This is a genomic window from uncultured Brachyspira sp., from assembly GCF_944390595.1.
In the GTDB taxonomy this organism is placed as follows: Bacteria; Spirochaetota; Brachyspiria; order Brachyspirales; family Brachyspiraceae; genus Brachyspira.
On sequence record NZ_CALXRN010000047.1, the window covers coordinates 1 to 22,807 of the forward strand.

General features: G+C 25.5%; 25 protein-coding genes. 16 read left to right on the forward strand and 9 right to left on the reverse strand.

All coding sequences use genetic code 11. The annotated features are described in order from the left end of the window. Positions 1-100 precede the first annotated feature (100 nt). From Q0J90_RS02450 to Q0J90_RS02470, 6 genes are all read left to right on the forward strand, one after another. Positions 101-391 carry a hypothetical protein gene (locus Q0J90_RS02450; protein WP_297276398.1) on the forward strand — a complete coding sequence of 97 codons (291 nt, stop codon included), beginning with the start codon at positions 101-103 and terminating at the stop codon, positions 389-391. 139 nt (positions 392-530) lie between these two features. Continuing rightward, positions 531-1,163: a hypothetical protein gene (locus tag Q0J90_RS02455; protein WP_297276399.1), complete on the forward strand. Its 633-nt coding sequence runs from the start codon at positions 531-533 to the stop codon at positions 1,161-1,163. Positions 1,164-1,568: 405 nt separating this feature from the next. Then, positions 1,569-1,721, forward strand: a complete 153-nt coding sequence (locus tag Q0J90_RS14695; RefSeq protein ID WP_304332866.1) for a hypothetical protein — start codon at positions 1,569-1,571, stop codon at positions 1,719-1,721. A gap of 105 nt (positions 1,722-1,826) precedes the next feature. Then, positions 1,827-2,546, forward strand: a complete 720-nt coding sequence (locus Q0J90_RS02460; RefSeq protein WP_367173830.1) for a leucine-rich repeat domain-containing protein — start codon at positions 1,827-1,829, stop codon at positions 2,544-2,546. A gap of 153 nt (positions 2,547-2,699) precedes the next feature. Then, positions 2,700-2,957, forward strand: coding sequence for a hypothetical protein (locus Q0J90_RS02465; protein ID WP_297276400.1), 258 nt, complete (start codon positions 2,700-2,702; stop codon positions 2,955-2,957). Then, the gene (locus Q0J90_RS02470) at positions 2,951-3,391 is read left to right on the forward strand and encodes a leucine-rich repeat protein (protein WP_297276401.1); all 441 of its coding nucleotides are present in this window, start codon (positions 2,951-2,953) and stop codon (positions 3,389-3,391) included. Before Q0J90_RS02465 ends, Q0J90_RS02470 begins: the two co-directional genes overlap by 7 nt. A 52-nt stretch (positions 3,392-3,443) precedes the next feature. Here Q0J90_RS02470 and Q0J90_RS02475 read toward each other — a convergent pair whose 3' ends face one another. The 3 genes from Q0J90_RS02475 to Q0J90_RS02485 are packed head-to-tail and all read right to left on the reverse strand — an operon-like array spanning position 3,444 to position 8,800. After that, on the reverse strand, positions 3,444-4,400 hold the full coding sequence (locus Q0J90_RS02475; RefSeq protein ID WP_297276402.1) for a tetratricopeptide repeat protein: 957 nt from the start codon (positions 4,398-4,400) through the stop codon (positions 3,444-3,446). 50 nt (positions 4,401-4,450) lie between these two features. Beyond that, on the reverse strand, positions 4,451-6,904 hold the full coding sequence (locus Q0J90_RS02480) for a tetratricopeptide repeat protein (protein ID WP_297276403.1): 2,454 nt from the start codon (positions 6,902-6,904) through the stop codon (positions 4,451-4,453). A gap of 42 nt (positions 6,905-6,946) precedes the next feature. Further along, the gene (locus Q0J90_RS02485; protein ID WP_297276404.1) at positions 6,947-8,800 is read right to left on the reverse strand and encodes a tetratricopeptide repeat protein; all 1,854 of its coding nucleotides are present in this window, start codon (positions 8,798-8,800) and stop codon (positions 6,947-6,949) included. Positions 8,801-8,979: 179 nt separating this feature from the next. Between Q0J90_RS02485 and Q0J90_RS02490 the strand changes: the two genes are divergently transcribed. After that, positions 8,980-9,993 carry an alpha-hydroxy-acid oxidizing protein gene (locus tag Q0J90_RS02490; protein ID WP_297276405.1) on the forward strand — a complete coding sequence of 338 codons (1,014 nt, stop codon included), beginning with the start codon at positions 8,980-8,982 and terminating at the stop codon, positions 9,991-9,993. A gap of 79 nt (positions 9,994-10,072) precedes the next feature. On the opposite strand, the gene Q0J90_RS02495 is transcribed toward Q0J90_RS02490, so the two are convergent. Continuing rightward, positions 10,073-10,714, reverse strand: a complete 642-nt coding sequence (locus Q0J90_RS02495) for an ankyrin repeat domain-containing protein (RefSeq protein WP_297276406.1) — start codon at positions 10,712-10,714, stop codon at positions 10,073-10,075. 102 nt (positions 10,715-10,816) lie between these two features. Here Q0J90_RS02495 and Q0J90_RS02500 point away from each other — a divergent pair, with 102 nt between their 5' ends. Next, entirely contained in the window at positions 10,817-12,817 is a 2,001-nt protein-coding gene (locus Q0J90_RS02500; RefSeq protein WP_297276407.1) for an ATP-dependent helicase, read from the forward strand. Between the two features lie 96 nt (positions 12,818-12,913). On the opposite strand, the gene Q0J90_RS02505 is transcribed toward Q0J90_RS02500, so the two are convergent. After that, positions 12,914-13,345 carry a PepSY-like domain-containing protein gene (locus Q0J90_RS02505; protein ID WP_297276408.1) on the reverse strand — a complete coding sequence of 144 codons (432 nt, stop codon included), beginning with the start codon at positions 13,343-13,345 and terminating at the stop codon, positions 12,914-12,916. A gap of 338 nt (positions 13,346-13,683) precedes the next feature. Between Q0J90_RS02505 and Q0J90_RS02510 the strand changes: the two genes are divergently transcribed. Beyond that, the gene (locus Q0J90_RS02510; RefSeq protein WP_297276409.1) at positions 13,684-14,010 is read left to right on the forward strand and encodes a hypothetical protein; all 327 of its coding nucleotides are present in this window, start codon (positions 13,684-13,686) and stop codon (positions 14,008-14,010) included. A 2-nt stretch (positions 14,011-14,012) separates the two neighbouring features. After that, complete coding sequence (locus Q0J90_RS02515; RefSeq protein ID WP_297276410.1) at positions 14,013-14,999, forward strand: DUF2157 domain-containing protein; 987 nt, start codon at positions 14,013-14,015, stop codon at positions 14,997-14,999. Between the two features lie 2 nt (positions 15,000-15,001). Here Q0J90_RS02515 and Q0J90_RS02520 read toward each other — a convergent pair whose 3' ends face one another. The 4 genes from Q0J90_RS02520 to Q0J90_RS02535 all read right to left on the reverse strand — a co-directional run bounded on the left by Q0J90_RS02520 (position 15,002) and on the right by Q0J90_RS02535 (position 18,722). Continuing rightward, entirely contained in the window at positions 15,002-16,141 is a 1,140-nt protein-coding gene (locus Q0J90_RS02520; protein ID WP_297276411.1) for a glycosyltransferase, read from the reverse strand. A gap of 276 nt (positions 16,142-16,417) precedes the next feature. Continuing rightward, on the reverse strand, positions 16,418-17,218 hold the full coding sequence (locus Q0J90_RS02525; protein ID WP_297276412.1) for a DUF268 domain-containing protein: 801 nt from the start codon (positions 17,216-17,218) through the stop codon (positions 16,418-16,420). Positions 17,219-17,538: 320 nt separating this feature from the next. Beyond that, positions 17,539-18,348 (reverse strand): family 1 encapsulin nanocompartment shell protein, encoded by an 810-nt coding sequence (locus tag Q0J90_RS02530; protein WP_297276413.1) that lies wholly within the window; start codon positions 18,346-18,348, stop codon positions 17,539-17,541. A gap of 20 nt (positions 18,349-18,368) precedes the next feature. Continuing rightward, positions 18,369-18,722, reverse strand: a complete 354-nt coding sequence (locus Q0J90_RS02535; protein ID WP_297276414.1) for a demethoxyubiquinone hydroxylase family protein — start codon at positions 18,720-18,722, stop codon at positions 18,369-18,371. A 177-nt stretch (positions 18,723-18,899) separates the two neighbouring features. Between Q0J90_RS02535 and Q0J90_RS02540 the strand changes: the two genes are divergently transcribed. From Q0J90_RS02540 to Q0J90_RS02565, 6 genes are all read left to right on the forward strand, one after another. Then, on the forward strand, positions 18,900-19,856 hold the full coding sequence (locus Q0J90_RS02540) for a TAXI family TRAP transporter solute-binding subunit (RefSeq protein ID WP_297276415.1): 957 nt from the start codon (positions 18,900-18,902) through the stop codon (positions 19,854-19,856). A gap of 24 nt (positions 19,857-19,880) precedes the next feature. Next, positions 19,881-20,402: a DUF1850 domain-containing protein gene (locus Q0J90_RS02545; RefSeq protein WP_297276416.1), complete on the forward strand. Its 522-nt coding sequence runs from the start codon at positions 19,881-19,883 to the stop codon at positions 20,400-20,402. 81 nt (positions 20,403-20,483) lie between these two features. Continuing rightward, positions 20,484-20,957, forward strand: coding sequence for a GyrI-like domain-containing protein (locus Q0J90_RS02550; protein ID WP_297276417.1), 474 nt, complete (start codon positions 20,484-20,486; stop codon positions 20,955-20,957). 1 nt (position 20,958) lies between these two features. Beyond that, positions 20,959-21,558, forward strand: coding sequence for an RdgB/HAM1 family non-canonical purine NTP pyrophosphatase (gene rdgB / locus Q0J90_RS02555; protein ID WP_297276418.1), 600 nt, complete (start codon positions 20,959-20,961; stop codon positions 21,556-21,558). A gap of 198 nt (positions 21,559-21,756) precedes the next feature. Next, complete coding sequence (locus tag Q0J90_RS02560) at positions 21,757-22,281, forward strand: hypothetical protein (RefSeq protein ID WP_297276419.1); 525 nt, start codon at positions 21,757-21,759, stop codon at positions 22,279-22,281. A gap of 37 nt (positions 22,282-22,318) precedes the next feature. Further along, on the forward strand, positions 22,319-22,807 hold a 489-nt coding region (locus Q0J90_RS02565; RefSeq protein ID WP_297276420.1), incomplete at its 3' end, for a carbon starvation CstA family protein.

The window sequence follows — 22,807 nt, forward strand, 5'->3', positions numbered from 1 at the left end:
TTTTTTTCTGATTTGTATTATATTGTTTCATAGGTATTCCTTTTGTTTATTTGTGATAATTTAAATTATAAGGAATACCTTCTTTTTTTAAACTAAAAGTGTGCAATATCTATGGCTCTTAAACAAAGAATTTGATTATTTAATAGATCTATTTGAAAGTACTATTAATAAAACTAAAGAGATGAAAGAAGAAACTGAAATAGTTAAAAAAGTTAAAAGATTTGATTATGAACCTAAACTATATTTAGGAGAACAAATTACAACAGGCGGTAATTATTACTATATTGCAGAAGCTACAAATATAGAAACTGGAATAAAAAATATTCAATTAGTAGTAATCAATGACCTTATAGATGGTTCTAAAGTTATGGAAGTAGAAAATATATTATAATTAAAAAATATCGAACTTATACTGTTTAAGTCTATTAAATGGTATAAGTGTTTTTTTATAGTAAACATAAAGAGATTATCATATATTATGTTTATAATATTAAATTATTAATTAAAAAATAAATTTAAGGAGTTTTTTTATGATGTTAGGAAGTTTTGAAATAAATGTTCTTCAAAAAATTACTGTAAGTGAAGAAATACAGCAGATATTTGATAAAGCTACAAAAATAGAAGGTGCAAAAAGGGAATTAATGCTTTATCTAGGAAAAAAAGAATCTAACAGTGTAGATTATGCCTATATATCTAGAACTGTACCTGCTGTTCTTAATCCTGCACCTCGCTATGAATTAATAATGGTAAATGTTCCTTATGATAATAGTAATATGAAAAATTATAAGTTTAATGCGACTACTATAATTGAAGACATAGGTAAAGGTATGTTGGGCGGAATAAGATGTTCTAGTGCAGAGGAAGCAACTATAAGAATACTTAATTCTCTAGAGGCTGATAGATTTATAAGGACATTTAACAGTGCTGTAGATAATACTAAAAAAATAGAAAAAGGAACAGAAGAAGAAATGGCATTGGTTAAAAAAGTTCAAGAATATCATTATGATGTTGAACTATACTTAGGATATAAACCTGTTGCATTTGCCAATTATTATATAGCAGAAGTTAAAAATAGAGAAACTGAAGTAAAAGGTATTCAATTAGTAACAGTTAATAATCCTAAAGAAGGTTCTATAATTGTAGAAATAAAAGATATATTATAATTATCATACTGCAAAAATAATGAACTTATACTGTTTTAATCAAATAGGGCAGTATAAGTTTTTTTGTTATTTAATAGTTTTGTATTTAATATCATAGGGTATAGATAAACAATTAGAATTTATCAATTTCTGTATTTTTGGCTACCAATAAAAGAACTTTGGGCAAATATTTAAAATTAAGGAATTTATTTTTTATAAACTATATTTGTTTGGGCAGTTTTATTCGTTAATATATAAAATATTTTATGTAAATTTATTCTATAATAAAAAATAAATTAAATAAAAATCTTTATAATATAGTAATTTCTATTGCTGTTTTTTTTTTATACTTAAATTATATTATTTATAATTTTTGTTATTATTATAAAATGATTATTAATTTATATTATAAGTTGAGGATAAACCGTGATTAAAAAGATTTTATTGATATTGTTGTCGGCATTAGTATTTGTATCATGTTCAGCAGAAATTATATCGCCAAGCGGTAATTCTTCTATAGATAGCGGAGGAAATGACCAGTCTGGAGGCGGTACTGTAGAACCAATTCCTCCATCATGACCAACAGAAGAAGAATTAATATCAAAATACGGTATAGATATAGGTCTTGATGATGCCGTAATAAGCCAAAAGATAGAAGAAAATTTAAAAGCCTATTATGAAGAGATGACTTCATATAGATTGATATTTACAGGCATTCCTAAAAATTATATAGGGGGAACGGAATCTCTTTCTATTTTAATAGTAAAATCAGCTATGAAAGTTAATAATGCTAAAAATATAGATATTGATATACGAAATATTGATTTTCAAAATGAAACTATAAATACTGGTATGTTTTCTGGAGAAACTATTGATGATACTATAAATCTTAATTTTATATTTCCAGAAGATAAGATAAAAACAATAGGAAGCATGTCTTTTGATTATTTATACAACATAAGAGAAATAACATTACCAGATTCTGTAATTACAATAGAAGAGAGGGCATTTCAGAATTCTCAAAGTATAATAAAATTAACATTAGGTAATGGTATTCAAACTATAGGAGATTATGCATTTCTAGCTTTAGAATATTTAAAAGAATTAGTTATACCCAATTCTGTAATATCAATAGGTATTGGAGCATTTGCTCAAAGTGAAGCTAGAGATAAAATAACTATACCTGCATCTGTTAAAACTATAGGAATGGGAGCATTTTCAAGCTGCCCTAATTTAACAACAGTTACTTATTATGGTACTTCTCCAACGGATATAAATAATAATGATGCATTGTCATATTGTGTAAATTTAAAAACATTGATAGTACCTAATGCTGATAATCCTGATGATCCTGCTTGGAAAACTTTCTTAGGAGGAACTTTTACTGAAGTAAGAAAACAGTAATATACATATATTACAAAATATAAACTTTTGGCTTTATTTTTTTATTTCTTTTATTAAATTAAAGTCAAAAGTTTTTTATAAAGTTTTTTTATATAAAACTTATTTGTTGATTTTTTGTATTATAATGATATCATAATAGATTAGGAAATATATATGATTAAAAAAATTATAATAACAATATTTTCATTAGTATTAATAATTTCATGTTCTGATTTTAATTCTCCTATTGATATTCTTGATAAAGAGGTAATGAAATACGGTATTGATGTAGGGCTTGAGGATTCTGTTATAAGCAGTAAGATAAGAGATAGACTTCAGCAATATTATAAAGATAATGGTTATTATAAACTCATATTTATAGGTGTGCCTAAGTTGAATATTCGCAGAAAAATTCTGTATCATGTTTGGTAATCGATGAGGCAGAGAAAATTGGTATATCTGATATAACTATGGATATAAGAAATATTGAGTTTCAAAATGGTATTATAAATAGTTCTATGTTTATGGGAAAACCTTCTGAAAATATAGTGATTAATTTTATATTTCCAGAAAACACTATTACAATTATAGAAGATTTCGCTTTCAATGGACTTCATAAAAATTTGAAAGAAGTAAAAATACCTGATTCTGTTAAGGTTATAAAAAGCGGTGCATTTTCAGGTTCAAGCGGATCTCAATTAACTACTGTTACATATTTAGGAACATCTCCTAATGATATAACTTTTGATGGGAAAATTTTTTCAAGTACTCAGCTAAAAACTTTAAAAATTCCTAATGCATCTAATCCTAATGATCCAGCTTGGAAAACTTTTCTTGGGTATAATTTTGAAACAGTTACAAGATAAATAGATATTTAATTTATAAACTTATGTAAAAATATTTTGTAATATTGCATCTTCATTTCAAACCATATTCTTCTTTAAGATATTTTATATTTTCTTTGGCATATTCATTACTAGGATCTAATTTTAAAGCCTTCTTATAATCTTTTAAAGCCTCTTCATAAAGACCTAAATTATCTTTGGCGTTTCCCCTATTATTATATGCAAAAGCATAATGAGGATTTAATTTTATAGCTTTATCATAATCTTTAATAGATTCTTCATAAAGCTCTAAATTATATTTTGAATTACCTCTGTTGTTGTAAATAACCGCATCATTATCTGATATTTTTATAGCTTTGTTAAAATCTTTTATTGCTTCTTTAAAAAGTCCCAACTCATTTTCTAATACTCCTTTATTATTATAAGCATCAAACAAATTAGGATCTATTGATAAAGCTTTGTCAAAATCTTTTATAGCTTCTTCTAAAAGTCCTAAATCACTTTTAAGAAGTCCTCTGTTATAATAAGCATATGTATAATCAGCTCTTAACTCTATAGCCTTATCATATTCTTCTATAGCTTCTTTTAAAAGTCCAAGTTTAGTTTTAGCAATAGCTTTGTTATAATAAGCATCTGCCATATTAGGGTTTAACTTTATAGCCTCATCATAATATTTTATAACTTCTGCATATTCTCCATTAGCACTTTTATAAATACCTTTAGAATTATAATCATGATAATCAGTAAGATTGTTTAAACGATCAATATCAACTTCTTTCTTATTATCAACTATATTTGTAAAACTGACTATAAAATGTTTTTTATCTGACATTATTTTATTTAATTCTTCATTAAAAGTTTTTGCCTTGTCATTGAAATCATCAAAATCAGAATAATTTTCTGCATCAATATTATTTAAAAAATCATTAAATTCTTCTACACATTTATTTAATTCTTTTTGCAAATTTTCTAATTTGTTTTTAGATTCTTTTAAATGTTGACTGAATAGAAAATTAGTCATTGTTGCCATTTTTAACTCCTATAACTATTTATTAATTAATAATAAAATTCATTTTAACTTTATAAAGAAATATTTTTAACTTTACAAAATTCAGCTGCCAACTCTATATCAGTAAATTCATCTTTTATAATATCTTTAAATACCATAAGATTAAATTCATCTTCTAAAGCTAACTTATAAGATTTTTCCAAATCATCTAATGCCGACTTTTCTAAATCAGTATAATTTTTTGATTGATGCATTTTTGATATAATTTTATTAAAAAATGATTTCTTCTCATTTGTTTTATTTTCTGAATTACTTTCCTTTGATAAAAGAAATTTCTCTTTAGCTCTTAAAATATATAAAAACCAATCATCATCTTTTAATTCAATAGCTTTATCATAATTTTCAATGCTTTCTCTATATTTATTTAAATAATCATAACAAGAAGCCCTTTCACTGTAATAGTTAGGATTATTCGGATCATATTCTATAGCTTTATTCAAATCCTTTATAGCCTCATCATAATTCTTTAAATATTTTTTTGAACATCCTCTATAATAATAAGCATTATAATGTTTAGAATTTACATTTATAATAATATCAAAATCTCTTATAGCCTCCTCATACTTTGATGCTCTATATTTAATATATCCTCTTTCATAATAAACATCAAAATTACTAGGATACATTCTTATAACTTTATCATATATTTGTAAAGCTTCTTCATATTTATTCATATTAGATAAACAAAAGGCAATATTATAATAAGCATTAACTTCATTAGGATTTATTTCTAATACTTTATTATAATACTCAATAGCTTGATCATATATACCCTGCCTTGAATATATAAGTCCTATATTAATATAAACATCTGCCTCGTCATAGCCTAATTCTAATGCTTTATTAAAATCTTCCAAAGAATTTTTATAATCTTCTAAACTCATTTCAGCAAGAGCTATATTATAATAACTTAAAGCATAATTAGGATATATTTTTAATGCCTTTTTATAATAGTTAATAGCTTCCTCATATTTACCGCAACTATGTTCAATGAGTCCAATATTGATATAAGCAGAAGAATATTGAGGATCTATTTCCAATGCTTTATTATAATATTGAATTGCCTTATCATAATTATGAATTTCATAATAGGATAAACCAATATTATAATATGCACTAGCCATAGAAGTATTTAAATCTAAAGATTTATTGAAATATTTTATAGCTTCTTCATAATTTCTTTTATAATGATACACTAAGCCAATACTATTGTATATTTCAGCATTATGATTATCTATATCCAAAGCTTTATCCAAATAATATAAAGCTTCATCATATAATTTTAATTCTATTTTTATTAAAGCTATTTCATTATAAGCATTAATATAATTATTATCTATTTCAAGTATTTCATTTAAACAAGATAAAGCTCCTTCATAATCTTTTAAAGCTCTTTTAATTAAAAATATTTTAAAATAAGTCTCTAAACTATTCGGATAAATTTCAAGTGCTTTTTCTAAATATTCCAAAGCATCATTATTTAAATCTAATTTATGCAAAGCAAAAGCAATATCATAATATGCATCAATAAAATTAGGATTTATTTCTAATGCTTTTTTTAAATATTCTAAAGATTCCTCTATATATCCGGCATCAATTTTTATATTTCCTATTCTATCATAAATATAAATGTCATTAGGATACATTTCTATAATTTTATTTAAATATTCATTAGCTTCCTGTTCTAAACCTAAACCTAATTTTATAGAATAAATTTTTAAATATGTTTCAATATTATCAGGATCTATTTCTAAAGCCTTATTTAAATAAGATAAAGCTTCATCGTCAAATCCAGAAGAATGTTTTATCAAAGCAATATTATGATAAGCATTAATGAGATTAGGATTTATATCTATAGCCTTCTCATAGCATTTTAAAGCTTCATCAAATTCATTCAAATTGTATTTACATAAACCAATAGTATTATATGCAAAACTTACTGTATCATTTTCATCTAATTCTATAACTTTATTAAAATCTTTTATAGCTTCTTCAAATTGAGATAAATAAAACTTACATAATCCTCTGTTATTATAAGAATTAATATTATCAGGAAAATCTGCTATTACTTCGTCATAAATATTTATAGCTTCTTTATACTTTTTCATGTAAAGATAACATAGACCTATATTAATGCGGGAATCAATATCATTATCATTTATTTGCAAAACTCTGTTAAAATCTTCTATAGCTTCTTCATATAAAGCTAAATATAATTTTGCCAAGCCTCTATCATAATATACAGCTTCGCCGTCATAACCCAATTCAATAGCTCTCTCAAAATCTTTTATAGCTTCTTCATATAAACCCAAGTTTAATTTTGATAATCCCCTATTATGATAAAGATCATAAGAATCACCATTGTAAAATATAACTTTATCAATATATTCAATAGATTTTTCATACTCTCTATTTTCAAATGCTTCTTTAGCTTTATTTAATAATTCTTCGATACTATTATTCATAATATAATTTCCTATAAAACTAATTTATAATAAAAATAAATTTTATTTCAATCCATGTTCTTTTTTAAGACTTTGTATATTGCTCATTGCATATTCATTATCAGGATCTAATTCTAAAGCTTTTTTATAATCTTTCAAAGCTTCTTTATATAGTCCTGCATTTTTCTTAACCCAGCCTCTATCATTATATAAATAAGCCGTATTTGGTTCTAATTCTATAGCTTTATCATAATCCTTTATAGCTTCTTTATACTGTCCTAATTCGTCTTTAGCACTTCCTATGTTTCCGTAAGCATTGGTATAATCAGGAGTCAATTCTATAGCCTTAGTATAGTCTTTTATAGCTTCTTTATACAAGCCTAACTTATATTTAGTAAGCCCTCTATTATTATAAGTATTGCTGTCATTAGGATTTAACTCTATAGATTTATCATAATCTTTTAAAGCTTCTTTATATAATCCTAAATCATTTTTAGAAAGTCCTCTGTTATTATATGCTTCACTGTAAGTTGGTCTTAATTCTATAGCCTTATCATAATATTTAATTGATTCTTTTAAAAGATCCAAATCATACTTAGCACTTCCTATATTATAATATGCTTCCGGATTATCAGCACATGAATCTATAGATTCTTCATAATCTTTTATGGCTTCTTCATACATTCCTAACTCACTTTTAGCAAGTCCTCTATTATTATATGCATCACTATAATTAGGATTCAAATATATAGCTTTATCATAATCTTTTATAGCTTCTTTATATAAACCCAGCTCTCTTTTTGCATTTGCTCTGTTATAATAAGCATCTACATAATTAGAGTCCAATTCTATAATTTTCTCATAATCTTTTATAGCTTCTTCATATAATTCTAAATCATATTTAGCATTTCCTCTATTCATATAAGCATTTATGTCGTTAGGTTCCCATTTTATAGCATTATTATAATCTTCTATAGCTTCTTTAAATAACCCTAACTCTTTTTTTGAATTTCCTCTATTATAATAAGCATCTGAATAATTTGGATTAATTTCTATAGCTTTGTCATAATCTTCAATAGCTTCTTTATAAAGTCCCAAATCATTTTTAGAATTGCCTCTGTTGCTATAAGCACAATAATTATTAGGCTCTAACTCTAAAATCTTATTAAAATCTTTCATAGCATCATCAAAAAGATGTAAATAATTTTTGGAAACTCCTCTATTATTATATGCATCTATATTATTGGGATCTAACTCTATAACCTTATTATAATCTTCAATAGCTTCCTTGTGTAAGCCAGCATGATTTTTAGCAAGTCCTCTATTATAATAAGCATCTTTATAATTTTTACTTAATTCTATAGCTTTGTCATAATCCTTTATAGCTTTCTTAAAAAATCCTAAATTATTTCTAGCAAGTCCTCTGTTATAATAAGCTAATGCATAATAATCAATCAAGTCTATAGCTTCACTATATTTATCTATAGCATATCGATATGATCCCATATTGTTTAAAGCAACTCCGTTAGTGTTACAATCGAAATATTCATCTAAAGTATGTAAATCATTAATATCAATTTCATCATTTTCATCATTAAACATAGTTTTATCATAATGAAAATACTCAATAAACCTGTTATAAGTATAAAGTTCGTCAGGCTCTTTTATATAAAATGTTTCAAGTATTCTGTTTAATTCATCATTAAAATTTTCTGCCTTGCTGTTAAAATCATCAAAATCAGAATAATTGAATGCATCAATGCTATTTAAAAAATTATTTGCCTCGTATAGAATTTTTTCTGCTTCTTCTTTAAAATCATCTTTTAGCTCCGAAACTTCTCTTTCTTCAAAAGCTTTTAATGATATTTTACATTTTTCTATATGTTTGCTAAAAAGATAATTAGATATTTTTGCCATTTTTAAATCCTATCATAGTTTATTAATTTTACATAAATTATAATATTATAATACAAAAATAATTTAACACCATATAAAATTATATTGAGTGTTTACAATAATAATTTACTTGTTTTATTTTTTATATTTAGTATTATTGTTGTGCATTATTATACGTTTAATTATATCGGAGGAATTTTATGACTTATAAAGAAATTATAGAAGCAGCAAAAGACTGCATGGGCTTCTGTAAAGCATGTGCAATTTGTAATGGAAGAGTTTGCAGAGATTGTATGCCTGGTCCTGGTGCAAAAGGAATAGGAGATGTTGCAATTAGAAATTATGATAAATGGAGAGAAATAAGACTCAATATGGACACTATATGTTCTAATGAAGATGTAGATACTTCTTTTGAGTTATTCGGAAAAAAATTTAAATATCCTATATTTGCAGGTCCTGTGGGTGCAGTTCAGCTTCACTATGGAAATAAATACACAGAAGAAGAATACAATGACATACTAGTAAAATCATGCTATGAAGCAGGAATTGCAGCTTTCACAGGAGACGGAGTTAATCCTAATGTAATGATTTCAGCTACTACTATGATAAAAAAACAAAATGGAATCGGAATTCCTACTATTAAGCCTTGGAATATAGATGTTATAAAAGAAAAAATGAAATTAGTTGCTGATTCAAATGCTTTTGCTGTGGCTATGGATGTTGATGGAGCAGGACTTCCTTTCTTAAAAAATCTTACACCAAAAGCAGGAAGCAAAACTATAGATGAATTAAGACAAATTAAAGAAACTGCTCAAAGACCATTTATAGTAAAAGGTATAATGACTGCTAAAGGAGCCAAAAAAGCTGTTGAAGCCGGAGCTGATGCAATAATAGTATCCAATCATGGAGGCCGTGTATTAGATCAATGTGCATCTACTGCTGAAGTTCTTCCTGAAATTACTGATGCTGTAAAAGGACAAATTAAAATATTAGTAGACGGAGGAATTAGAAGCGGTGCTGATATATTAAAAGCTCTTGCTATTGGTGCTGACGGTGTTGTTATTGCAAGAACTTTTGTAATAGCAGCTTACGGCGGAGGAGAAGAAGGAGTCAAATCTTATACTGCTCAATTAGGTGCTGAACTTGAAGATGCTATGACTATGTGCGGCGTTCACAGTTTAAAAGAAATAACTAGAGATATAGTAAGACTTTAATTTTCTTCACTATAATTTTTTATAATTTAAAACTCAATATATAGAGTGATTGCTCTTTATATTGAGTTTTATTTTTTAATTAATTGTTTTCAAGCATTTTTATTATATTAGAATTTCCTGATTCTAAAGCATAATCTAATGCAGTAAAACCAGACATATCTTGTATACTTGTATCGGCATTATGATTTAATAATATATTTACTATTTCTTCGTACCCTTTTTGAGAAGCTCTTATTAAAGCAGTACGTCCGTCATAACTTTTAACATTTATATCAGCATCATTATCTACTAAAATATTAACTATTTCTGTATATCCATTTACAGAAGCTTCTATCAAAGCAGTACGGTCATTATCGCATTTAATGTTTACATCAGCATTATAATCTAATAGCATATTAACTATTTCAGTATGTCCTTTTGATGAAGCAAGCATTAAAGCAGTTTGTCCGTCATAGTTTTTTATATTTACATCTGCATTATGCTCTAACAGTATATTAACTATTTCTATGCAGCCTTTTAATGAGGCTTCCATTAAAGCAGTATATCCGTATTCATTTTCTTTCATATTTATATCAGCATTTAATTTCAATAATATATTTACTAAATTATTATGTCCTTTTTTTGAAGAAACAATTAAAGCATAAGATAAACCTTCTTTATAAAAAGAATTACTGCATGATATAAATAATAATGCTGATAAAATCAATAATATATTTTTCATAATATTTATATACAATTAAACAAATAAATTTCAATATTAAAAATTTTACATTATTTTAATATAATATATAATAACTCTTCAAAATAAGAGGTGATTATAAATATGGCATTAATGTTAAATGAAGAACAAAGACAAGCAGTAGAACATATAAACGGTCCATTACTTGCATTAGCCGGTGCAGGTTCAGGAAAAACAAGAGTAATAACAGAAAGAATTGCATATTTAATAAAGCATGGAGTACTTCCAAGCCAAATATTAGCTGTTACATTTACAAATAAAGCAGCAGCGGAAATGCGTGAACGTATAACAAAACTGTTAAAAGAAAAGCCTAAACAATTAGTAGTAAGCACTTTCCATTCGTTTTGTGTAAGGGTATTAAAAGGAGACATTGAAAAACTAGGATATAAAAATAATTTCAGTATATACTCTTCATCTGACAGCCGTACTTTAATAAGAAATATTTTAAGAGAAATAAAAATTAATACTCTCAATTATGATGAGAATTTATTTGCTTGGTATATAGACAGATATAAAAATAATTTGATGAAGCCTTATGAAGTAGAACCTCATGACGATTTGGAAAAAATAGCAAAAAGAGTTTATGAAGTTTATCAAACATATTTAAAAGGATATAATGCAGTTGATTTTAATGATCTCATAAATTTAACAATAGATTTATATGTAGAGTTTCCGGAAGTTCTTGAAAAGTATCAGGAAAGATTCAGGTATATAATGGTAGATGAATACCAAGACACTAATTTTGCACAGTATAAACTCACAAGTTTGCTTGCATCAAAATATAGAAATATCGCCGTTGTAGGAGATGATGATCAAAGTATATATGCATTCAGAGGTGCTGATGTATCAAATATGCTTTCTTTTGAAAATGAATATCCGGATGCAAAAATAGTAACGCTTACAAAAAATTACAGAAGTACAAAAGCTATACTTGAGGCCGCTCATTCAGTAATAAGCAATAATATACAGAGAAAAAACAAGGAAGTAGTTGCAGAGGGAGAAGAAGGCATACCTCCTGTTATAATGCCTTGCGAAGATGAAAGAGAAGAAGCTCAGTTTGTAGCAGATTCTATAATAAATTATTCTATAAGCAAAAGATTAAATTATGAAGATTTTGCTGTTCTTTTTAGAATGAATGCTCAGTCAAGACTCTTTGAAGAGGCCTTCAGGCTTAGAGGGCTTCCTTATACCGTAGTAGGTGCTTTTCAATTTTATGAAAGAAAAGAAATTAAAGATATACTAGCCTATCTTAATTTATTCGTTAATCCGGAAGATGAAGTTTCTCTGCTTAGGGTTATAAATATACCAAAAAGAGGAATAGGAGCAGTGGCAATAAATACTCTAAATGAAATTAGTATAAAAAATGAATCTTCATTATATCAAACTTTGCTTGACTATGAAAGTATAGAAGAAATTTCTCCTAAAGCTAAAGCAGGTATAAAAGATTTTCTTGAAATTATAGAGCATTATCATAATTTATTTACAGTTGATAAGAATGATATTGAATGTCCTAAACTATATGAAAATATAAATAAGTTTTTGGATGTTATTGCTTATCATAATGAAGTATTGAATTCAAGCGATACTAAAGAACAAGGTGCTAAAAAAATGGAAAATGTTGAATCTCTTATGAACGGCATACTTGAATATGAAAAATCCAATAAAAATGCTACTTTAAAAAATTATTTAGATAGAATTTTATTAATGAGTATAGAAGAACAAAACGAGGATGAGGATAAAAAGAAGGGTATTATGCTTATGAGTATACATGCTGCTAAGGGATTAGAATTTCCTTATGTTTATATATGCGGTATGGAAGATGGTATTATGCCTCATCAAAAAAGTTTGGATGAAAATGGATTGGAAGAAGAAAGAAGATTATGCTATGTAGCTATGACTAGAGCTAAAAAACATTTAACACTCACCTACTGCAGAAGCAGAACAAAAATGGGCAGAAAAGTAGAATGTACTCCTTCTGTATTTTTAGAGGAAATGAGTAAAAATCTTCCAGAAGAAATGGCTATGAATGAAGAAGAGTTTTTCTCAAATTTAAAGGCTTCTTTGAGACCTGATAATACAAAATAAATACTAAACTTTTAAAAAAAGAATAGAGGAAGCTAATTTTATAACTCCCTCTATTTTTAGTATTTTTCAATAAATAATCAGTATTATATATTTTTATCAATCATCAAATTTTTGTCCCATTAATTGTCCGTCAGCTGTAATAAATAATTCCATAAAGTTATTTAATTTAATTTTATAGCTGCTCCATTCTTTTTCTACATCTATAACAGCAGCCTGAGGATAAGTATTTCTTACAGTGTTTGCTATATTAGCAGGTAAAGCATTAAAAGGTACTGCATTATATTCACCATCTATGCTATGCCAATCTCCATTGTATAAAAAGTCTATTTTAGCACCATTTGATAATTTCACTTCAAATTTACCATCATCTCTTTCTACTTTCCATATTTGTACGCCAGGATAAACTTGCTGTATAAAGCTTCTAGCATTTTGAGGAAGTGAAGAAGCAGGAACTACCCAATCAGCAAAAGCATTTGAAGTAGAAATTATAGTTAATGTTATTAATAAAGCAAATAATTTTTTAGTCATAATAAATCTCCTTTTATTGTCATTTTTTATCTTTTTTATCATCTATATATGTAAATTATCTTTACAATTATAAGTATAGCCTAAATACAAATTTTGTCAATATAATTTACATTTAATTTACAAAAAATTTACTTAAATATTATATTTTTATATATTTTATTATACATATAATACTTATATATATTTTAAGCATCAATAACAAGCTATAAATGTAAATATATTTTACTTTACCAGAAGCATATACTATTATTTTTTTAATAAAAATAATTTTATATTGAAATTATTTGATTATATATTAAATTATATAATATAGATTATAAAATTGGATAGTAATAATTATGAATAACCAAAATATACAATTAATTGTAAATAAATTAAATGATCTTATTTCATATTTGGAAAATAATAATTTAGAAAGTTTTTTTCAAAATAAAAATGAATTGTGCGACATGATAATATCTGAAAACAGCAAAGATTTTAATGATAATATAAAAGATGATATTAAAAAGATTATTCCGAATAACTTAATAGATAATTTTAAAAATTTCATAAAATATATAAGAGTTTTAAGAACAATGAAATCTCCCGATGGAAACAATGATTACACCAGATATACTTTAGATAATATAAAATATATGAAAAAAGAAATATTTAAAGACTACTAATCATGAGCAGTAAAAACAGATTTATATTAAAAGAATTAAAAAAATGGAATAAAGACAATCTTATTACAAATGAACAATTAGAAATATTATCTAAAAAATATAAAGATGATTATATAAATTGGCAGCCCATAATAAGAGCCATAATGATAACAGGAATTGTAATGGTATCTTTGGGATTCATATCTTTTATAAGTTTTTATATTTTTTCTCTTTACTTTATAGCATTTCTATTTTTTATGCTTTTTATATCGGGATTTATAATAGATGAGATTCTAAAAAGAAAAGAAATATATTTGCCGAAAACTTCATCTGCTGTAATAGCCTTATCATCTATATTTTTATCAGCTGATATATTTACTATTTCATATATTATCACTAATAATAAAGATAATTTTATTCTTTTATCTCTTATAAGTATAATACTATTTTTCATAATAGCATATATAAAAAGAAATTATGCTGTATTATCAATAGCTATAGTAGCAATTATTACTTGGTATGGTATTGAAGGCTTTGATATATCAGGCATAGACTTAAGACTTAATGATTATATAAGATTCATAATAACAAGCATATTCATATTTTTAGTTGGAATCACAGATATAAATAAAAAATTAGGGGGAAAATATTTAAAATTTTCATCAATTTATTACACAATAGGATTATTATATTTAAATATAATATTGGCATTTATGTCAGTATTTGGTAATTATGATTATGCAATAATTCTTAAAGAGTATGGAAATCCATATATTATTATATATAGTTCATTATTTTTATTGTCAAATATTATTACTTTTATAATAGGATATAAATTAAAAATTTCCTCTATAGTAAAATATTCAATATTCTTTATTATACTTAATATGTATATAAGATACTTTGAATATTTTTACTTTAGAATTAATACTTGGATATTCTTTATTATATTAGGTTCGTCTACAATACTTATAGGAATAATATCAGAACGCATAATAAAATACAGATAAATTTACCAAAGTCTCTTTATTTCATCTTTATAGTGTTCAATTGCATATTCAAGCGACTTTTTTAAATATCTATCATAAAATTCATCATTTATGTATTTTTTATCATTATCAAAATATTTTATAGTAAAATCTTTTTTTATGTCTCTGTAATCTTTTCCTTCTATATACTGCAATATATCTTTTATTGACATTTTAGCTATATCTCTAACTTCAATTCCACTATTAACATTATATCCTCTTTTTACACTTCCAAGATGAACCCAAGCCAATCCTGCAATACAATGATTATTCGGAGGATCCAAAACCTCCAATCCTGAATCATTCAAATTATAAATATATTTTATACTAGGAATAATAATAAAATGATCTCCATAACAACTATTATAAACATTCGATGTATTTAAACAAAAAGAATTATTATTCAAAACTAAATCAAATCCTCCAAACATCAAACAATAATCGTCACCATGCTTGATCCTTGAATATATGATAAAATCTTTTAAATTCAGAAGTTCTTCAACGCCATTAAATTTATAATCTTTATCTTTTATATTAAATAATTTTTTTACATAATGAGTTCTAAAATTATTTCTCAATTTCTTAATTGGTATATACCAAGAAATTTTATCTATTTTTAATAATCTATTAAGTATTTCTGAAACATCAATATTTGAAAGCAAAGCATCACGAATTTCAAGAAGTTTTTCTGTAAAATATATTTGATCAGCATCTATTTTCATATAATATTTGTACTTTATTTTTAAATAACCATAATTTGTATAATTATAGAAGTAATGTACAGCAGAATATTTTCTTATATGTTCATCTTCATTATATTTAAATAGAATAGGCTCATAAAAATAAAGTTTTATTTTATCCGGATATTTTTTTTCATATTCTTTTAATATTTCTTCTGTATTGTCAGATGATTTATTATATGTTATTATAAGTTCATCCAAGGCATCTATACATGAATCTATACATTCTGCAACACTCATAGCTTCATCTTTAACTCTTAAATGTCCAGATATCCCTAAAGGACGTTCTTTATCAAGTATTTTAAAATTTTCTTTTTTTATTATATAATCTTCCGGATTGAATTCATTATTTATACATTGCTGACATTCACAGTGATACGGCATTTAATCCTCCAAAAAGGTATTACTATTTTTGAATAAGATTTCATTTGGAATAAAATTGTGCAATAAAACGCGGTTCCTATAAAAGATAATAGGATATTGTGTAAATTTGAAAATATTATTTGCTTGCTTGCTTGCTTGCTTGCTTGCTTGCTTGCTTGCTTGCTTGCTTGCTTGCTTGCTTGCTTGCTTGCTTTATAAGAACATAAAGCTAATTGATTTTGAATTAAATATAACATTATTTTTATTATATAATATTTTTATAAAAAAACAATATTGTTAAATCTTTTGAAACCAAAAACATCCGCAAGCATATTTTTGTTTATCAGTTAATTCTTTTGTGGCATTATTTATTATCCCTACATTATCTTCTAAAGAATTATCAGGTATTAATGAATAATTTATTAACTTACATCCTTCAAAATATTCAATTATCATATCATAAGAGTATATTCTATGTGCATTATATTGAACTTTAGGCTCACCAACTGGAACAGCAAAAAGTATATTACCACCATTTTTAGTTACTCTTTTTAATTCATTTATACCTTTTAAATCACCATCAGGATCTATTTCATCACCATATCTTCCCAATCCAATATGCTCTATAGCATGCATACAAGATATAGATTCAATACTATTATCTTCAAAAGGAAGTTGTTTTATATCACATGAATATGTTCCAAAATTTTCTAAATTATATATTTTAGGCGGTCTATATTCATAATAATCTATAGGTATAAATGCTGAAGCAATCGTACAAAAATGCGTAATAGAAGATATATCTATATGTTTCTCTGGATTTATTTCTTTCAAACAGCGTGCTGCCCAAGCTGGATGATATAAATAATGTGCATCAAATCCAATGTTTGATGTATTTTCTCCAAATATATACCAATTGTTCTTAGCTTCTATTGGAAATCTGCAATATTCATTTAATGCATTATATTTTTCTATACATTCATTGATCCATTTTTTATTTTCTTTATTTATTAATTTTTTCCTAATACTATCTCTTAAACATTTAAATGGTATAAACCATACAATCTTATTAATTTTATCTAATTTTTCTTTAGTCATTTAAAACTCCTTTATTAATTTAATTTTGAAAAAATAGAATGATGTTTAGATATCTTTTATAAATAAAATTATGCTGTAATAAGAATGTGTACCTATAAAATAAGATATAAATTGACTTAGGATTTAAAAAATTTGCTTGCTTGCTTGCTTTATAAGAACATAAAGCTAATTTATTTTGAATTAAAGCTAACATTATTTTTTATTATATAATATTTTGATAAAAAAACAATCTTAAGATAAAAAACCTGCACCTATCAAAGAAAGATGCAGGATTAAAATAAAAATATTCGCTATAAAGAGTTATTATTATGAAATATAAATCATTCTAAAACAACTATTGCATTAGTATCTTTTATTCTAGGTATAATTGTTTCCATTATTCTAAAGCTATGATTTAAATCTTTTTGTTCTAAATATGAAGTTGATATATCTATTCCTATAGCTAAATCCATATACTGAGGTTCAGCACAAAGTAATGCTGCCTTTTTACCTTTTATAACATGAACATTATATAAATCAGATATCATATTTGAAATTCTCTGAGCTTCTGTCATTCCAGTACCCTGCTGTATTCTCTGTAAATCAAAATACAATGACTGACTTAAGCATAATACAAATCTTCCGACAATACCTTTTTCTCTAATCATGTTTATAGCTTTTACTATATCAGTATAAGGATTTTCTCCTTGAGACCAATCAGATATCTTTAATTTCTGAACACCGTCAGCATTTAAAATACCCTTTAATTCAAGAAAATCACTTCCATTAAATATTAAATTATCTTCCTTATTTGCAAGCACCTGAGATGCCTGAGATACTATAGATAAATCTAAAGGAAGTTTATTAGAAATATTATTCTCTAAATCTCTCCATAACAGGGTAAAATCTTGATATAATTGAGGAAGCTCAACTGATTTTCTTCCTGATGTTTTAACGAAACCATCCTCAAATACTTCCTCTCTGTCACTTTTATCATATTGCACACTTATAGCACCAGCACCTAATGGACCATAAATTGATAAAAATCTTCTTCCTACAAGAATTCTGCTTGCAGTTTCAACAACAACTTTATCTATATCTTTCCAAAAACTTTCTTCAAATGGCGAACTTTCTCTAGCTAAATAATCCATATACTTCCTCCTTAAAAATATTACTTATCATTTTTTAAACTTCCTACTGTAAGACCGGATAAGTTAGGTTCTTTTATTCCAAGCTCCTCCATCATCTCTTTTACCTCTAATTGTCCTGCCTCAAAATGTTCAGCTTCTTTAGGATCTAAATGTCTTAATAAAGCCATAAGCTCTCCAACATGTGCCTTCTCTTCGTCTCTTATATCGCTTAATACTGCTTTTGCAACAGGATCATCTGTAGCCATAACATGAGCATCATATAAATATATAGCTTCAAGTTCACCTGCTATATCAAGTCTTATAGATTGTATTAATTCTTCTTTTGTTACCTTTCTATTAACATTAGCATTAAATGGATTTGCAAAACTTGGCATTATAACACTCCTCACAAGTTATCTCTTAATAATATTTATTATTAATAAGTAAATTATACTGTATAATTTATTAATGTCAATAGTATATCATAATTATTTAATTTTCATAATTGACTTTTAACAATATGAGATATATATTAAATAATCATACAATAAAAAATAATGGGAGCATCCTTTATGAATATAAATAATAAAATTATTATTAGTATTATTGTTTTATTATTATTAACTATCTCATGTAAAAAAAAAGAAAGCTATAACTATACTTTTGCTACTGGAGGAACAAGCGGTACATACTATTCATTTGGAAACAGTATATCAGATATATGGAATTCTAGTATAGAAAATATGAATATTACTCCAATATCAACTGGAGCATCTGCAGAAAATTTAAGATTGTTGGAAAATAATGAAGCTGATATTGCATTTGCCCAAAATGATGTTATGGATTATGCCTACAATGGAACAGATATATTCAATGGTGAAACATTAACTAATTTTTCTGCAATGCTTACATTGTACCCGGAAGTAGTGCAAATAGCTGCAACAAAATCAAGCGGAATAAAAACTATAGCAGATTTGAAAGGAAAAAGAGTATCAGTTGGGGATTCTGGAAGCGGTGTCGAATTTAATGCTAAACAAATATTAGAAGCATACGGATTCAGCTTTAATGATATAGATAAATCAAATCTATCATTCACATTATCAAGTGATGGTTTAAAAAATAACACATTAGATGCTTGTTTTATAGTAGCAGGTATACCTAATGCGGCATTACAGGAACTATCATTAAATACAGAAATAGTTTTAATTTCATTAGACAAAATACAAATGGATGAAATGATTAATAAATATAAATATTACTCAAAAGTTACAATACCGCCTAACACTTATAATAATGTTACTAATGCTACCGAAGCTGTTGCTGTAAAAGCATCTATTATTGTTAATAATAATATGCCGGAAGATATAGTTTATAATTTGATGAAAACATTATTTGATAAACAAAATGACTTAGCTCTTGTTAATGAAAAAGCTAAAGAATTTAGTATAGAAGATTCATATAAAGGAATATCAGTACCATTCCATCCTGGTGCTTTAAAATATTATAAAGAATTAGGATATGAAATTTAATATTTATTAAATACTTGAATTATTATGAATAAAATAATATTGAAAAAAATTGTTAAATTTTTAGTTGTAATTATCATAATTATTGTTTTATTTTTTCTGCCAATATTTCAAAGGCTTTTACTATACAGTACAAAAGATAATAGAACTAGTATGATATTAAAAATAAATAAACAAGAATTTATAATTTCTTATATTCATTCTGTAAATCAAAGTAAAATTAGAGATTATTATATATTGGATAAAAATAATAATATTGTTTTAGAAAAAACAAGATTTGTTTCTTATGGCACCGGTATTCCGGAACCTAAAGAAGATGAAAATTTTGTACTTACTGATGATTATATGGAAATAAATAATATTAATACTATAATTGACAATTTGAATTTATTTGTAGGTACATCTGCAAATCATAATATTATGATAGATAATAAAATTTTTGAATTAGATAAAACATTCAAACCCCAAACAAGTATAAAAATAGAATATAAAAAAATTAATATGTTCTACTATCTAAAATCGTATATAAATAATATGATATATGATTAAATAAAATTAATAATATCATAAATTTTGACAATTTAACTTATTTTCATTATATTATTATAAAATAATTTGGAGTAAATCTTTATGGATATAGAAATAGTTGAAAAAGGAGATTTTGAAGTAATTGGAAAGGTAAATTCCGGTGAAAGTGAAAAGCATTCTGAATGGGTTCTTCCATTATGGCAAAATTTTAACAAAAATATTAAAGATATAATTGATTTAGTAAAAATAGATGAAAATAATAATTTGGCTGGTATATGGGGTATAATGAATGATATAGATGAAACTTTTGCTCCTTGGGGTGAAATTGGAAAATACATGGCAGGTGTTGAAGTAAAAGAAAATTCCATACCTCCTAACGGATGGACTAAATGGAAAATTAAAGGAGGAAAGTTTATTAAGGTAAAATGCAATATAGAAAACTATAGTAAAGTTTTTACGGACATTATAGAAAACTACGCTCCTAAAAATAGATATACTATTATTGGAAATGTTATGGAATATTATATACCTAATTCAAAAGATTTTTATCTGTTTTTTAATATAAAAGGAAATTGATATGCTTGAAAAATTAGTGATAGCAACATCGAATAAACATAAATTAAAAGAAATAGAAGAATTATTCAAAGGAAATGCTATAAAAGATATATTGCCTATGCCTTCAGATATAGGAGAAATAATAGAAGATGGAAAAACATTTATTGAAAACTCTCTTATAAAAGCAAGAACTGTATATAATCATACAAAATTACCTTCATTGGCTGATGATTCAGGACTATGTGTAAATGCCCTTAATGGAAATCCTGGAATATACTCTGCAAGATATGGTGGTGAAAATTTAGGCTACAAAGAAAAAATGCAAATGCTTATAGATGAATTAAAAGACAAAAAAGATAGAAGTGCCTATTTTATAACTTCTGCTGTATGCATATTAGATGATAATTACTATATAGCAGTTGAAGGCAGAGTTAATGGAAAAATAATAGAAAATCCCAGAGGTTTTGATGGTTTTGGATATGATCCAATATTCCAACCTGATGGATATAGTATTACTTATGCTGAAATGAGTTTAGAAGAAAAAAATTCTATGAGTCATAGAGCTTTAGCTATGAAAAAAATGAAAGATATTTTATCTAATATATACATACAAAACAGCTAAAATAAATTAATAAAATTTATTTAGTATGCAAATAAAATAATTTTTTGCCATAATAATTTTAATAACAACTTTTATATCTAAAATGTATAATAAAACCAATATAAACTTATTAGCATATAATAATCATTACTATTTAATATGTATAAAAATTTGACAATGAAAAAAATCTATATATAATATATAACATGGAGAATAAAAATGGCAAAACTTCACATAGATAATGAAAATGTAAAAAAGTATATATTTAACATTTCCGAAAAACTTATGAGACATTTTGATTTAGATTATGAAATAAGTAAAGAAGATGAATATTTCGATCTATATGCTTTCCATAGAAATGATTTTTTCAAGTCATTTATTACAAAATCAACTGTCTATGAAGGTTATTCTGTATTTGAACACATGCTTTTGAGATTCATTAAAGAATTGAAAAAAGAAGATATAGAAAATTTCCAAAACATGCTGGTTAGGTTAACTCCTATATTAGCAAATCCGAATAAATTTCATAAAAGAAGTGTAATCACTGGAATAATAGTAACTGAAAGCCCATTAGAAAAAGAATGGGAAAAAATGACTAAAAAGTTCTTCTATAAAGTTAATTACAAATTATTGTTTCATGGTTGGTCAGAAACTCAATATGCCATAGTCTCAATGACAGATAAAGATGTATACTTACCTAAAATGCGAAAAAAAGAATTAAAAGTTCTTCTTTCAGATTTTTAGGAGGTTATAAAATAATAAAATTTTTAAGGAGATAAAAATGAATGCTTTCATTCTTCTATTGTTAGGTATGATTATATTTTTCATAGCCTATATAACTTACGGTTCATATCTAGCGAAAAAATGGGGTGTAGATCCGGGCAGAAAGACTCCTGCTCATACTAGACCTGATGGCAGAGACTATGTTCCTACAGATGCTAAAGTATTATTAGGACACCATTTTTCTTCAATAGCTGGAGCCGGTCCTATTACAGGTCCTATTATTGCTACTATGTTCGGCTGGCTGCCTGTGTATTTATGGATTATATTCGGATGCGTATTCTTCGGAGGTGTGCATGATTACGGTTCATTACTTGCTTCTTTAAGACATGAAGGTAAATCTATCGGAGAAGTTATAAGAAGTAATGTTAGCCAAAAAGGTAAGATAATGTTCACTCTTTATGCTTTCATTACCATTTGTTTAGTTGTTGCTGCATTTTTGGATATTACAGCAGGTACTTTCGCAGTAAACGTTCAGACAGTTGGAAAT